At 72.6% G+C, this 14,099-nt stretch carries 14 protein-coding genes; 3 read left to right on the top strand and 11 right to left on the bottom strand.

Going from position 1 to position 14,099, the window contains the following annotated elements; all coding sequences use genetic code 11:
- Positions 1–39 precede the first annotated feature (39 nt).
- The 3 genes from SLAV_RS08995 to SLAV_RS08985 form a co-directional block, all read right to left on the bottom strand.
- The gene (locus tag SLAV_RS08995; protein WP_051841313.1) at positions 40–900 is read right to left on the bottom strand and encodes a helix-turn-helix transcriptional regulator; all 861 of its coding nucleotides are present in this window, start codon (positions 898–900) and stop codon (positions 40–42) included.
- A 52-nt stretch (positions 901–952) separates the two neighbouring features.
- Complete coding sequence (locus SLAV_RS08990) at positions 953–2,392, bottom strand: MFS transporter (RefSeq protein WP_037688225.1); 1,440 nt, start codon at positions 2,390–2,392, stop codon at positions 953–955.
- 123 nt (positions 2,393–2,515) lie between these two features.
- Entirely contained in the window at positions 2,516–3,259 is a 744-nt protein-coding gene (locus tag SLAV_RS08985; protein WP_030237734.1) for a PIG-L deacetylase family protein, read from the bottom strand.
- A gap of 335 nt (positions 3,260–3,594) precedes the next feature.
- Between SLAV_RS08985 and SLAV_RS08980 the strand changes: the two genes are divergently transcribed.
- From SLAV_RS08980 to SLAV_RS43110, 3 genes are all read left to right on the top strand, one after another.
- The gene (locus SLAV_RS08980; RefSeq protein ID WP_030237731.1) at positions 3,595–5,169 is read left to right on the top strand and encodes a class I tRNA ligase family protein; all 1,575 of its coding nucleotides are present in this window, start codon (positions 3,595–3,597) and stop codon (positions 5,167–5,169) included.
- Between the two features lie 166 nt (positions 5,170–5,335).
- Complete coding sequence (gene mshA, locus SLAV_RS08975) at positions 5,336–6,652, top strand: D-inositol-3-phosphate glycosyltransferase (protein ID WP_030237728.1); 1,317 nt, start codon at positions 5,336–5,338, stop codon at positions 6,650–6,652.
- 198 nt (positions 6,653–6,850) lie between these two features.
- Positions 6,851–6,976, top strand: a complete 126-nt coding sequence (locus SLAV_RS43110; RefSeq protein ID WP_256462235.1) for a hypothetical protein — start codon at positions 6,851–6,853, stop codon at positions 6,974–6,976.
- A 110-nt stretch (positions 6,977–7,086) separates the two neighbouring features.
- On the opposite strand, the gene SLAV_RS08970 is transcribed toward SLAV_RS43110, so the two are convergent.
- The 8 genes from SLAV_RS08970 to SLAV_RS08935 form a co-directional block, all read right to left on the bottom strand.
- Positions 7,087–8,139, bottom strand: a complete 1,053-nt coding sequence (locus SLAV_RS08970) for a helix-turn-helix transcriptional regulator (protein WP_030237725.1) — start codon at positions 8,137–8,139, stop codon at positions 7,087–7,089.
- 275 nt (positions 8,140–8,414) lie between these two features.
- Positions 8,415–8,846: a Fur family transcriptional regulator gene (locus tag SLAV_RS08965; protein ID WP_030237722.1), complete on the bottom strand. Its 432-nt coding sequence runs from the start codon at positions 8,844–8,846 to the stop codon at positions 8,415–8,417.
- 126 nt (positions 8,847–8,972) lie between these two features.
- A complete protein-coding gene (locus tag SLAV_RS08960; protein ID WP_051841310.1) occupies positions 8,973–9,878 on the bottom strand; it encodes a class I SAM-dependent methyltransferase in 906 nt (301 codons plus the stop codon).
- Between the two features lie 214 nt (positions 9,879–10,092).
- Positions 10,093–10,572, bottom strand: coding sequence for a GNAT family N-acetyltransferase (locus tag SLAV_RS08955; protein WP_030237719.1), 480 nt, complete (start codon positions 10,570–10,572; stop codon positions 10,093–10,095).
- Between the two features lie 129 nt (positions 10,573–10,701).
- Positions 10,702–11,610 (bottom strand): M48 family metalloprotease, encoded by a 909-nt coding sequence (locus SLAV_RS08950; protein ID WP_030237716.1) that lies wholly within the window; start codon positions 11,608–11,610, stop codon positions 10,702–10,704.
- Entirely contained in the window at positions 11,607–12,002 is a 396-nt protein-coding gene (locus SLAV_RS08945) for a BlaI/MecI/CopY family transcriptional regulator (protein WP_030237712.1), read from the bottom strand. Before SLAV_RS08945 ends, SLAV_RS08950 begins: the two co-directional genes overlap by 4 nt.
- A gap of 230 nt (positions 12,003–12,232) precedes the next feature.
- On the bottom strand, positions 12,233–12,586 hold the full coding sequence (locus tag SLAV_RS08940; RefSeq protein ID WP_030237710.1) for a nucleoside triphosphate pyrophosphohydrolase family protein: 354 nt from the start codon (positions 12,584–12,586) through the stop codon (positions 12,233–12,235).
- 20 nt (positions 12,587–12,606) lie between these two features.
- Positions 12,607–14,094: an ARMT1-like domain-containing protein gene (locus tag SLAV_RS08935; protein WP_030237708.1), complete on the bottom strand. Its 1,488-nt coding sequence runs from the start codon at positions 14,092–14,094 to the stop codon at positions 12,607–12,609.
- Between the last annotated feature and the right edge of the window lie 5 nt (positions 14,095–14,099).

Here is a 14,099-nt window from a genome sequence, read left to right as displayed (position 1 = left end):
AGCATGCCGACGTGGTCGCCGAAATGTGTCCGTTTCCCTTCAACGCCGGTGTACGGAGTCCAGGTCCGCCGTCAGGAGCCGCAGGGCCACCTCGTGCGGTGAGTCGGGCTCCGCGTGGTAGAACTTCAGGATGTTGCCGTCCTGGAGGTCGGCGGACTGGTACATCAACTCCAGCTCGCCCACCACCGGATGGTCGAACGGCTTGGTGCCCTCGATGCAGTTCGCCACCCGCTGACGGCACCAGAGTGCCGCGAACTCCTCGTTCTGAATGGTCAGTTCACCGATCAGCTCGGCGAGCCGCGGATCGTGCCGGTGATTTCCGGCGATGAAGCGCAGATACGTCACGTTCGACTCCGACTCTGCGGCCCAGTCCGCGTACAGAGCCCGGACGTTGTCGTCGAGAAAGTTCATCTTGATGATGTTGGGGCGCCGGCCGGCGTCCTCGGGGAGGCCGAATTCGAGGTGCGGTGCGAACAGTTGGTGGTACAGGGAGTTCCAGGCCAGGATGTCGCACCGGTAGTTCAGTACGGCCGCCGCCACGTTGCCGAGTGAGGACATCAGCATCCTGGTGCTGGGGTTGAGCTGGTCGTCACGGGGCGTCTGCCGCTGAGGGTTCTGGACCGGTGTGCCGATCTTGAGCAGGTAGTCCTGCTCGTCGAGGCTGAGATCCAGTGCGCGGGCGATGGAGAGCAGGACCTGCGGGGAGGCGTGCGCGGTCTGTGACTGTTCGAGTCGGGTGTAGTAGGTCTGGCTCACGCCCGCCAGCGCGGCCACTTCCTCGCGGCGCAGTCCGGGCACGCGCCGGGAGTTGCTGGTGCGCAGCCCCATCTGCTCGGGTCGGACACGCTCGCGCATCTGTCGCAGATAGCTGCCGAGGTCCGTGTTCACGATCTCTTCCACCCTTCTCAGTATGAAGTGCCGAACGGCATCGGCACTTCATCGGCCCCCGTGGTCACTGCGGACTGCTGCACTTCCTGCGCAGTACCAGCCACAGGAGCAGGCCGACGGCGAACTGGGAGACGCCGGCCACGCCGATGGCCACGTGGATGCCGGTGAGTTCCTTGGCGGTGGTCACGGTGCCCCGCCCGACGACGGTGGTGAACGCCGCGCTCACCAGCGGAATACCGATCGCGATGCCGACCTGCTGGCTCTGGGTGGCCAGCCCGGTCGCCATGCCCTGTTCGTCGGCGTCGACGGACGAGGTGGCGATGACCATGAAGCACAGAGCCGCCATCATGGAGAAGAAGGCGTTCACGAACTGGGTGACGATCAGCGGGATCAGCCAGCGCGAGTCCGAGGTCGCCCACAGCGCCGGCAGCATGAACGCGCCCTGGAGGGCCAGGGACACCCCGAGCATCGTGCGCGGCGAGACGCGCTGGAGGAGGCGCGGACCGACGATGCCCGCGATGATCTGGCCCACTCCGATGCCGAGCAGCACCAGGCCGGCGACCAGGGGCGACAGGCCGAGCACGTTCTGGACGTACAGACCGGTGAAGAAGATCAGTGCGGTCTCGCCGCCGAAGATGAACAGGGCCGCCACGTTGCCGAAGGCGATGGCGGGTTTCCTCAGGAACTTCACCGGGACCAGGGCGTCGGCGGTACGGCTCTCCACGGCCCAGAAGACGCTCAGCAGGACGGCGGCGGCGATCAGCGCGGCGCCCGCCGTCAGGTCCAGGCCCTCCTCGCCGACACGGGTGACGCCGTAGATCCCGGTGAACAGGCCCAGGGTGATCAGCAGCGCGCCCGGCAGGTCGATGCGGCTGCGCTGCGCGGCCCGGCTCTCGTCGACGACGAACGGCACGACGACGATCGCCGCGATGGCCACGGGGATGTTGACGAAGAAGGCCCAGCGCCAGGAGAACACGTCCGTGAGGACGCCGCCGAGGATCGCGCCGACGCTGAACCCCGAGCTCATCATCACGCTGTTGAGGCCCAGCGCCCGGGTCCGCAGAGCGGGCTCGGTGAAGGCCGTGGTGAGCAGGGCGAGCGCGGCGGGCGTGACGGCCGCGGTGGCCAGACCCTGGAGGGTACGGGCGACCAGCAGCATCGCGGCCGAGTCGGCGATGCCGCCGACGAGCGAGGAGACGGCCAGGACGGCCATTCCGGCGGTGAAGATGCGCCGACGCCCCAGGTGGTCGCCGACGCGGCCGAAGACGAGGGTGCATCCGGCGGCGCACAGGGCGAACGTCGTCGTGATCCACTGCAGGCTCCCCGTCGAGAACCCGAGGGACACCCCGACCTCGGGCAGTGCGACGTTCAGCACGGAGAAGTCCGCGGCCATCATGAACTGCGACGCCAGGAGCACCACCAGGGCGGCGACTTGGCGCCCGGTCATGCCGGCACCGGCCGGCGGCGCGGCTGCTGCGGTTGTGGAGGTATCAGCGGTTGTCATGCACCCAGCCTCGGCGGCCCGACCCGCCCCAGCCAGATCCCTTCCGAGGGCACTCCTGCGGAGACTGTCACCGGCAGTGCCACCTTCGCCGGCGGCCCGCGCCCGCGCGTCCCGGCACGGACCTCAGTCGATCCGTACGACCTGGAAGGCCTCCGCCATCCGGCCCGGGGGCAGACCCGCCGCGCGTGCGTGCTCGCCCAGCCATTCCCGCAGCAGGCCTGCGAGATCGTCGAAGTGGGCCGTCTGTGAGGTGTGGATGCGCAGGGCCTCCACCTTGCGGTCGAAGACGGGGGTGACGTCGATGTACTGATTGGGCGTCGGGCCCGTCATCAGCCACAGCTCCGGCACGATCCACGGCTCCAGGCCCTCCTCCTTGAGGAGCGACGGGTGCGCGAACGGATTACGCGCCTCCGGGTAGATCGCCCGCAGCGCGGCGTCGCCCACCGCCCGGTGGTCGGGGTGCAGGTCGGCGATGCGGGACCAGTTGATCTCCGGGCTCGGGATGACGGCCCGCTGCGGGCGGACCTGCCGGATCACCCGGCACAGGTCGCGGCGCAGCTCCACGCCGGCCTCCACGTAGCTGTCGGGGTAGCCGAGGAAGCGGACGTCGTCGACGCCGCTGCGCTTGGCCGAATGCACCTGCTCGGCACGCCGCAGGTCGCCCATGGCCTGGCGGGGGAGCTGTTCGTCGTACCCGCCGGCGCCGCCGTCCGTGACGATGCAGTACGTGACGCGGGTGGTGCCCTGCGCGATCCACCGCATGACCGTCCCGCTCACGCAGAACTCGATGTCGTCCGGGTGCGCGGCCACGACCAGCAGGGATTCGGGGGCGCTGCGGTCTATGCGATCGGTCGCGAAGTGTTCCATGGCGTCAGCCTGTTGGGCGCGGCCGTGGGCCGCAAGGCGGCCCCTTTGGCGTACAGGCGTCATGTCGCGAGTACGCCACGCGCCGGTCCGGCGGGGCCCGCCCGGCCGCCCGCCCGGCCGCCCGCCCGCCCGCCCGTCTGGCGTGTCCGCGCAACGGCGTGAACGCGCAAGCCGATACCAGACCGCGCGGTTCGTTTCTCTGTCACCCTGAGGTGGGCACCCCGTTCTCCTCCGCTTCCGCCGCCCCTCGTGCGCCGTGCGGAGCGGGGAGGGGTCACGCCCCTTCCGTTCCGAGCCTCGCTGCGTACTGCGCACCTCAGCGTCAAGGAGGTCCCATGAGCACCCCCGTCTGGATCACCGCGACCCCGCCGGCCACCCACGGCGAACTTCACGTCGGCCACCTCGCCGGACCGTACGTCGCGGCGGACGTGCTGTCCCGGTACCTCAGGGCCGAGGGCGAACCCGTCCTGTTCACCACTGGTACCGCCGACCACACCAGCTCCGTCCACGTCCGGGCGCTGCGCGCCGGCCGCAAGCCGGAGGAGGTGGCCGAGGGGTACCGCGCCGCGATCACGGCGGACTGGCTGCGCTCGGGAGTCGAGTTCGACCACATCGTCCGTCCGCGCCAGGACCGGGGCTACGCGCGCTGGCTGGGCGACCTCTTCCGGCGGCTGTACGCGGACGGGGTCATCGCCGCCCGCACCCGCCTCACCCCCTGGTGCGAACCCTGCGGGCGTTTTCTCCACGGAGCGCACGTCACCGGCTCCTGCCCGCACTGCGCGGCCGTCAGCGACGGCGGCATGTGCCACGAGTGCGCCCGCCCCAACGACGGCGGGGACCTGCTGGGTGCGCACTGCGCACAGTGCGGCACCCCGGCCGTGCCGAAGCGCTGCCGGCGCCTGTACATCCCGCTGGAGCCGCACCGCGAGGCCCTCGCCGAGTACTGGGCCGCCACCGGGCTGCCGCCGCGCCTGGCCGCACTGTGCGAGTCGCTCGTCGAGGACGGGCTGCCGGACATCGCGGTGGCCCACCCCGCCGAGTGGGGGCTGCCCGTACCGGTGGACGGATTCCCCGAACACCGTATCGACGGCTGCTTCGAGGCCGCCGCGATGCAGCTGTTCGGTCACGGCGAGCGCCCGCTGCCCGAGCGGGCCATCCACTTCTGCGGCTTCGGCCACGCCTTCTGCCACGCCGTCCTGCTGCCGGTCCTGCTGTTCGCCCGGGGCGTCAAGCTGCCGCAGCACTTCTGCGTGAACGAGGCGTACGTCATCGAGGACGAGGCGCTGGTCTGGGGCACCGGCCGGAAGGCCTGGGCGCTGGACCTGATCACCGAGTACGGGTCGGACACCCTGCGCCGGCACGTCCTTGAGGCCCGGCCGCTGGGCCGCCGCACCGCCTTCGACCCGGACCGGCTCGCGGCCGCCCGCCGCGAACTGGACGAGAGCTGGAACAGCTGGCTGTCCCGGCTGTTCACCGCCGTGCGCGAGCAGAGCTCCGGGCGTGTGCCGGAGGCGCTGCCCGGCGGCACCGGCTGGCAGGTGCTGGAACGCAGGCTGCTGCGCGGGCTGGAGGACCTGCGGGAGGCCTACTCGCCGGAGGCCTTCGACCCCCGCAGGGCGGTCGCGCTGCTCGACGAGATGGTGCGGTCGGTGTCCGACTTCGGCCACGTCAACGCGCACGAGGCGCACCGCCCCGCCGCCGACGGCCGGTACCTGCCGGTGCTCGCGGCCCAGCTGGCCGTGGCCCGCGCGCTCGCCGCCTGGGCCCGCCCGGTGATGCCGGAGGGCGCCGACCGGCTCGCCGCGGCCCTGCGGACGCACGCGGGGGGCCCGGTCCGGTCCGAGGTGCTCACCCCGCCCGCGCCGGGCACCCGGCTGGCCCCGCCCTCGGGCCCGGTGTTCGGCTTCTGACCGGCACCGCCCGTCCGGCCGCCCGGCCCGGGACGAGGCCCGCCGCCGTACGACCGCACCACGACAGCAACCCTCCTTCGCCGCGTGACCGCGCGCCGGTCGCCCGGTGGCGGCGGGCGCACGCGGCCCTTCCCCGTAGGAGCCCCACGTGTCCCTGCGAGTCGCCATGCTCAGCGTCCACACCTCGCCGCTGCACCAGCCCGGCACCGGGGACGCGGGCGGCATGAACGTCTACATGGTCCAGCTCTCCCGCGCGCTCGCCGAACAGGGCGTCGAGGTCGACCTGTTCACCCGCTGCCGGGGCGAGGCCCGCCCGCCCCGGGACCTCCTCGCCCCCGGGGTCCGGGTGCGCCACCTGGAGGCGGGTCCGCGCGCGGCGCTGGCCAAGGAGGACATGCCCGCCCTCGTGGTGCCGTTCTCGCTGGCGCTCCTCAAGGAGGAGCGGCGCTACGACCTGGTCCACTCGCACTACTGGCTCTCCGGCCAGGCGGGCCGCATCGCCGCCGCCGGCTGGCGGATCCCGCTCGTGCACACCGCCCACACCCTGGCCCGGGTCAAGAACGCGGCCCTCGCCGACGGTGACACCCCCGAGCCGGAGCTGCGCGTCCTCGGCGAGCACCAGGTGGTCGGCTCCGCCGACCGGCTGATCGTGAACACGGGCGACGAGGCGCGGGCAATGCGGGAGTTGTACGGGGCGCGGGCGAGCCGCACGGAGATCGTCCGGCCCGGCGTCGACCTGCGCACGTTCGCCCCCGGCCGGGGCCGGGCGGCGGCGCGGGCCCGGCTCGGTCTGCCCGCCGACGCGTTCGTCCCGCTGTACGCGGGCCGGATCCAGCCCCTCAAGGGGCCCGACGTGATGGTGCGCGCGATCGCCCGCCTGCTGGCGGACGCGCCGGGGCTGCGCGAGCGGACCCTCGTCGCGGTGGTGGGCGGGGACTCGGGCGCCGGGCCGCGCGGTGACGCCCGGGAACTGGCCCGGGAGCTGGGGGTGTCGGACGTCCTTCGGCACCACCCTCCTGTGCCGCAGCGGGAGTTGGCCGACTGGTACCGCGCGGCGGACGTCCTGCTGGTCCCCTCCCGCAGCGAGTCCTTCGGGCTGGTCGCGCTGGAGGCCCAGGCGTGCGGGACCCCGGTCCTGGCCTCGGCGGTCGGCGGACTGCCGACCGCCGTACGGGACCGGGTGACGGGCGTGCTGGTGCACGGCAACGACCCGGTGGAGTACGCCCGTTGGCTGCGCTGGTTCGCCGAACACCCGGCCGCGGGCGCGGCGATGGGGGAGGCGGCGGTGCGGCACGCGCGGGCGATGAGCTGGCGGGCCGCGGCGGCCCGGACGCTGGAGGTGTACCGGGACGTACTGCGCGAGGAGCGGGGGGCGGCGGATACGGGTGAGGCAGGAGCGACGGCACGCTCCTGCCTCGCCGGCGCCTCTCTCCTGGAGGGCCGAGAAGGCCGGAAGCCCACCCTAACAGCTCTTTTGGGCTGACCAAAGGTGCGCAAGCGTAACGTCTGTATGAACTCCGCCCGGAATTCCGGTGCTCCGGACTTCAGTTCCGCCTCAGAGGCGCTACAGGAATCCGGGCCGGCCGGGGATTCCGTAGGACAATGGAGATGTCTTCGAAGGAATACCGACGGCACGGATCCCCGGAGACGGAATTGACGTTCTGAATTCCTGGAGGAAATCATGTCCGCTGCGCACGCCACCGGAACGCCCGTCACCGCCCGCCCCGCGGTCACCGTCCGCCCCCGCTGTACCGCGGCGGTCGCCGCCGTGTCGGCCGTCCGGACCGCCGACAACGGCTGGGACTGACGGTACCGCCGCCGCACGGCGAAGCCTCGTGATCGCCCCCGGGCGACCGCGGGGCCTTTTCCGTTCTCCGGCCCCCGGGGTGTCGCGGCGTATTGCGGCGGTATTTCGGGTCAGTCGAGCCAGCCGAGCCGCTGTGCGCGCACGCCGGCCTCGAAGCGGCTCGACGCGCCCATTTCCTGCATCAGTTCGGACAGCATGCGGCTCACCGTCCGCAGGGACACGCCCAGATTGCGGGCGACCTTCTCGTCCTTCATGCCGGAGGCGAGCATTTTCAGCGCGGCCCGCTGCTGCTCGGACAGCCCGTCTCCGCCGAGTTCCGGTGCGACGTCGTCGCCGTACGGGGTCGCGGCGTGCCAGCAGTGCTCGTACAGCGCCAGATAGGAACGGACCAGCGCGGGCCCACGGGCCAGGATCGCACCGGCCGCACGGTCGTCGGGATGTACGGGCAGCACGGCGAACTGCTGGTCCGCGATGATCATGTTCATCGGGACGGCGGGGGAGAGCCTGATCTCGACACCGGCCTCGACGCGGCGGCGGAGCATCTCCACCGCCTCCGGCGAGGTGGTGATCCGCTGGTGGTAGATGGCGCGGATGCGCACCCCGTTGTCGATCTGCCGGCGGTCGCGGCTGAGCACCCGGTCCGCGACCTCCCGGACCAGGGCCGTCACGTGCATGGACGTCAGATCGTGCCGGATGACGTCGGTGATGTCCTCCAGCACCTGCTGGATCCGCCCGTAGTCGTCGAGAATCTCCACCTCGACCTCGGAACCGTTCAGCGATCCGGGGCGCAGGAACCGTCCGACCAGGGTCTCCAGCGCGCTGTACGCGCGGTCGGACTGGTCCAGGTGCTCGCGCAGCCGCTCGCGCTCGCCCTGGAGCATCCTCAGCAGGGCGATCTCCGGATCGACGACGGCGACCGCGTCGGGGCCCGGCTGCCACGCGCCCGACTGGAGGTCGTCGCGGGTGGCGTGGGTGGTGCCCGTCGGTACGATCAGGCCGAGGGCGGCGAGTTCCGCGCTCCACTTCTCGGATTCCTCGGGAGCCAGGCCGAGTTCCCGGAAGACCTCGGAGAGGTGGGACACCCCGCGCAGGCGCAGCTCCTGATAGAGAGCCAGCACCCTGTCGGCGGACTGGATGCCGTCCCTGCCGTCGCCCGTTGCCATCGCGAAGCGACCCCCTCTTCTTACGAATCGACAGTCACACTTTGGCACATGCCGGGGGGAGGGCCCGTGCCCCCGCGTTTCGGATGTGACGGGGGTCACAGGGGCCCTCCGGAGTGCATGTCTCCGCGCCCGCCGCCTCCGAACGGGCCGGCCTTCGCCCGCACGACCGCCCCGGGGGGAAGGCCGACGCTCGACTTCTGCGTCTGCTCCCGCTGCTACCGCGCGGCCTCCCACTCCGCCGCCGACGGGACATAACGGGGAAGCCGAAGAACGGCCTAGGCCTCTTCCGCCCGGAGGCAGTCGGGGCACAGCCCCCTGAAGATGATCTCCGCGCCCTCGCCCATCCGCCAGGAGCGCAGTGCGGGGTCGGCGGGCTCCGGCACCTCGGCCGCGACGTTCTCCACCCGGCCGCAGCACATGCACAGGGCGTGCTGATGGGGCGGGCCCGCGATCTCGAAGACGGCGGGCAGCGAGGGGCGGTCGAACTTCGTCGCCAGGCCCGTCTCCAGGAAGTGGCGCAGCATCTCGTAGACGGCCTGGCTGGTCAGCGTCCCGAGCCGCTCGCGGGCGGCGGCCGTGATCGACTCGACGTCCATGTGGCCGCCCGCCGCCAGGACCTGGAGCACTTCGAGGCGCGGCCCCGTGACGCGCAGGCCCACGTCGCGCAGGCGCTGGATCACCGCCTCGCGTCCGGTCGGCTCCTGCACGACAGCCCCCACTCCGCCACTCTCCGCCATCTGGTCCGATCAAACCTTTGGGGGCATCGTACCTCTTGGCCGCCCTCCGGAGCGGATGGCGGGGGAGGGGAGGGCAGGGGCCCGGGGCGGTGCCGGTCAGCCGTCGGCGCGGCAGACGAGCAGGACGCTCTCGGTCCGCTCGTCGAGGCGGTGGCGCCGCCTGCGCTCCACGCGCAGCCCCGCCGCCCGCAGTTCGGCGTCGAGCCGCTCCGGGTCGACGATCCACTTGCGGGTGCTGCGCACCGTCCGCTCCGTACTCAGCCTGCCGGTGCGCACGCAGTGGTAGGTGATGTGCTCGCTCATGCCGTCCAGGTCGAAGACCTGCCGGGCCGCGGCCCACTCCTCGACCCCGTCGAACCGGGGCACCTGGAACGCGTACGCGCGCCGCGGCTCCCGCGCCAGGTCCCGCATCCGGTGCGCCGTGTAGTCGAGGGCGAGCGCGCCGCCCGGCTCCAGGTGCGCGGCGATCTCGCGCAGCAGCCCGGGGCGGGCGCCGGGGGCCACGGCCGAGACCATCGTCCCGGCCAGCAGGGCCAGCCGGTACGTGCGCCGCAGCCGCAGGTCCGCCAGCTCGGCCCGGGTGGTGACCAGCAGCCGGGACACCTGCGGCCCGATCCGCGCCCCCCAGGTCCGCAGCCGCTCCAGGCAGGCGGGGTCCCGGTCCACGGCCTCCACGGAGAACCCCTGACGGGCCAGCGGCACCGCCAGCCTCCCGGCGCCGGACCCCAGGTCCAGGACCGGGGCGCCGCAGTGCCGGGCCAGGCGCAGGTAGCCGACGACGTCCGCGCTGTGCGGGCCGAGCAGCGCGTCGTGCAGCCAGGCGGAGTCCTCGTCGGCCGGCGCGACCGATTCCAGGCCGGGCGGGAAGTCGGCCGGGATGCCCGTGAGCGCGGCCGGGTGCGTGATCGCGGGTGTGACCGTGCGCCCGGACGGCGGGACCGGTGCGAACGCGGCGGGCGCGACCGGCCTGACGGGCAGGGAAGTGCCGCTCGTGGTGTGCATCGCTCCTCCAGGGGCTCGCTCGGTCCGGCGGTCCGGGGGCGGGACTCCCGTGCCGCCGGGGACCGCGCCGCTGGTCGAATCCTGTCCTGTGACAGGGGACTCGGGCCAGAGCGAAGGGCTGCGTGAACACGCGATGGCGTGGATCTGCCACGGTCCGGGCGGACGCGCGCGGAGGGGCGGACGTGCGGGGAGCAGCGGACGGGCCGGGCGGCCGTCAGAGGCTGCGGCCGAGCCTGAGCGGGGTGAGCGCCGTGAAGCCGTGGTGGGTGAAGAACGCCACCGCCGGGCCCTGTTCGGCGGGCAGGCCGATCCGCTGGGCGACCGCCCCGTGTTCCCGCATCCGCTCGGTGGCACCCGCCAGCAGCGCCGTGCCGATGCCCTGCCGCAGCCGCGCCGGATCCGCGCACAGGGCGTAGACCTCGCCCTGCCCGGCGACGGGGAGCCCGCCGGAGACCGCCCCCACCACGCGCCCGTCCGCGTCGGCGGCGACCAGCCAGCCGAGCCAGCCGGGCGCCCCGCCGGGAATTCCAATTTCCGCTCGAATACGGGGCAGCGCGCAATGCTCCGACACCAGCCGGCCGACGCCGATTTCCCCGAGGATCTCACCGTAGGCGGTGCGAATCGCTTCGGCGAGGAGCCGCGAAATCGCCGTCGCGTCGCCGGGCGCTGCCGTCCGCACGTCAGCCAGCAGCATTTGTTCCGCACCTCTCGCCGTACCGGTCCTGAGCCCGCACGCGCCCAGAATAGCGGGCAATTCGAGTGGTCGGGAGCGAGGTTAAATCTACGAATTGGCTTAGTAAATAGCCGGGTTGGGGCCGCGCTATCAGCCCGTCCAGCAACAGGCGACGACCGCCGGGGCGATGGCCGCCACGGCCGTGGCCACCGCGAACAGCCCCCGCAGCACCGGATGCCCCGCACGCTGGGGAGCCAGGATGCGCCGCATCCGCACCGCCGCCGACGGCCCGCCCGCCGCGAACGCCCTGCGCGGCGCGCGCCCCGCCGCCAGCGCGTACAGCGCCGTGGCCAGCGCGTCACGGGAACAGCCGCGCAGCGCCCGGTCGTCGGCCGCCATCTCCAGCAGCAGCGGTACGGTCCGTCCGCCGATCCGGGCCAGCGGGACCCGGCCGAACACCGCCGAGAACGCCCCGGCCGCGGCGACCAGCAGATGGTGCCGGCCGCCGATGTGGGCCCGCTCGTGCGCGAGGGCCGCCGCCAGCTCCTGCTCCGTCAGGACCGCCACCGCCCCGGACGAGACCACGACCCGGCGCGAGCGCCCCGGCAGGCAGTACACCGCGGGGCGCGCGTCCTCCAGTACGGTCGCGCCCAGCCGGGCGTCGTAGCGGCCGACCAGCCGCAGCAGTCCGGCGTGCCGGCTCCGGGCGCGCCGGGCCCGTACGACCTCCCGTACGAAACCGGCTCCGGGCAGCGCCAGGACCGCGAACGCCGCCGCGGCGGCGAGGTACTCGCGACCCGTACCGGCCGCCAGCCGGCCGGGGGAGGGCGCGTGCAGCGTCAGGAGCAGGTCGACGAGACGGTGGCTGGTCTCCTCGGGGAGCAGCAGCTGCGCCGGGAGGACCGCGATGGAGAGCGCGAAGGCCGCGCCGCACAGCATCCACACTGCCAGTCCCAGCCGCGGCACCTGCTGCGCCCAGCGGGCGCGGACCAGCAGCCAGGGGACGGCCAGACCGGTGATCAGGGCCAGGGCGAGCGGTGGCAGGACGTGGTGGTTCACCGGCCGCGTCCCGCTTCGCCGGCCGGGCGGCCGGGACGGGCGGCGCGCAGGGCCTCGTCCAGCGCCTCCACGTCCTCGTGGGACATGACCTCGACGAACCGCAGCAGGGCGGCCCTGCGGTCCTGACTGTCGCCGAGCGCGTCCTGCATGAGCGCCGCGGTGTACTCCTCACGGCTGCGCACGGCCTCGTACATCCAGGCGCGGCCGGACTTCTCGCGGCTCAGCCAGCCCTTGCGGTACAGGATGTCGGCCACGGTCATCACGGTGGTGTAGGCGACCTTGCGGCGCCGGTTTATGTCGTCGACGACCTCGCGGACGGAGACGGGCCGTTCCCACAGCCACACCCGGTCCATGATCTCGGCCTCCAGCTCTCCCAGCCGGCGTACGCGCATCGCTCCTCGCCCCTCCCCCTCGCGAGCGGCTCATCGTACGGGCCGTCCCGGCGCCGGGGGCATACCCCGGTCCGGTACGCGGGCCCCGGGCGGGCACGGAAAAGCCGACCGCCCCTCCACGAACTGCCGTGTGTGGAGGGGCGGTCGGCGCACCGGCCGGGTCTATGCGCGGATCAGCCGGGCGATGGCCCTGGTGGCCTCCGATGAGCGGTCAGGCGGAGGACCGACGGTCAGCGCGCCCACCCTTCGCGGCGATAGGAGTCCAGCTTCGCCGACGTGAGGGTGCGGAGGTTGGCCAGGCAGCCGTAGTGGGCGGCAATGGCGACGGCGCAGCGGACAACGTCGAGGACCTCCTTGGTGAGATGGTCGGGGTCAGGCTCGCCGTGGGCTTCGCGTTTGCGGCCCATGCCCTCCATGTGGTTGACCTGTTGGGCCAGTTCACCGGCCTCTTCGGCCAGGCGGGAGACCAGGTGGAAGGCGTCGTTGTGGCGCGGGAAGCGTTCGACGGCTCCGGCGGTCAGGGCCGCCAGGTCGTCGAGCCAGTCGTTCCGGGAATCGTGCAGGTCGTTTCGGGGGTCGTGCACGTCTGCTCCACTGGTGTCGGTCACGGGATTCGCGGGGCGCTGCCGGTGACGCGCCGCAGTGCCCGGTGGACGAGTGCCTTTTCGCCGTCGAGTGCGGGGCGGGTCCTGGGCAGCACGCGTTCGGTGAGGGAGTCCAGCCGGCGTAGCTCCTCGCGCAGTACGGCGGGGTCGTCGCAGTTCTTTCTCAGCTGATGATCCGTCAAGGTACTCCAGCAAAGCCGGACGAGGCGCTGATCCGAGTACCGGACGGTACGGGATTCGCGTCCTTCGAAGCCCCAGTGGGCGTACTCGCCGGGCCCGGAGTGGACGAGGAAGAGGGGGGCGGACGAGGCGTCCACCCCCATCGCACTCTCGTTGAACTCGCTCACCAGGACGAACCCGGTGTACATCGGCCTGTCGATCCCGCCCTGGAACATCTCGTGAATGTTGGTGCCCTTCACGAAGACGCAGTCCGCCGCGTCCAGTTGCCCGGCCAGTTCAGGGGAGAGCTTGCGCAGGTTGGCCGTGGCCATGGTCGGGCCGAAGCGGCAGACGTCCGAGGCCTGCAGCGCCCCTCCTACGCCCAGCGCCTGCAGGCTGGGAGTGGCGAGCAGCCGGAGCAGCAGGCCGGTATCGGCGTCCGTGTAGCAGGGCAGGGACTTGGGCACCATGGTGATTTCCAGCTGGGGGTTGGCTTCCTTCAAGCGGGTGAGCAGGAGGAGGTCGATCACCGTCTCGGCGCAGTCGTCGAAGAACCACACAAGCCGTCTCGGACCGTCGAGTACCTCGCTCGCGAACTCCGCCCAGTGATCCACCTGGAGGGGCCGTTCGGCCAGCGCCCGGTACCTGGGCCACAGCTTCCGCGCGGTGGCCACGGGAGTGGCCGACGCGTCGATGGGCAGGCGCGCGCCCGGGCCGGGCGCACGTGCTTTCTGCTCCGCGCCGAGCAGGCCGGCCGCCAGGCTGTACCGCAGCAGGCGCGACAGGTCGGTTCCGCACCGCTCCAGGACGAGCGGGGCGAGCGCCACGGCGACGCTCACCCCGCGATCGGCGTACCGCAGGTGGGTGGCGACCGGCGCGCGGACATCACCGAGCACGCAGTGGGCGATCACCCGGTCCACTACGGACGGCAGTTCCTGGTTGCTCAGCGAGTTGGCCGGAGAGTCGCTCGCGGATTGTGTCGCGGGCGATTCCTCCCAGGTGTGGTCCAGCAGTCGAAGCGTCTGGTCCCGGCAGAACGCGGCAACCGCCGGGTCGGTGACGGCGCTGCGCCCTGCCGGGGCGGCGATCCGGGCCAGCTTGTCCGCGATCAGCCGGGAAAGCCAGGGGTCGAACGCGCGCTCAGAGGGGTGTAGCAGGACCTGCCCCGTCATCCGCTCGGCGACGGTGAAGCCGTCCGGCACGAAGTCCGGGCGGGTCAGCAGCCGACTGCCTGCCGCGCTTCCCCGGGAGTCGTCGCAGAGAAGCCGCCGCACGTGCCGTTCGTCGGTGAGGTCGAGGGGACACAGGCCGACCTGTAGCGCGTTCATCGGTG

This window comes from Streptomyces lavendulae subsp. lavendulae, assembly GCF_002803845.1.
Taxonomy (GTDB): Bacteria; Actinomycetota; Actinomycetes; order Streptomycetales; family Streptomycetaceae; genus Streptomyces; species Streptomyces lavendulae.
Note: the sequence above shows the minus strand (reverse complement) of the source record. Positions and strands in the feature narration are given on the sequence as shown.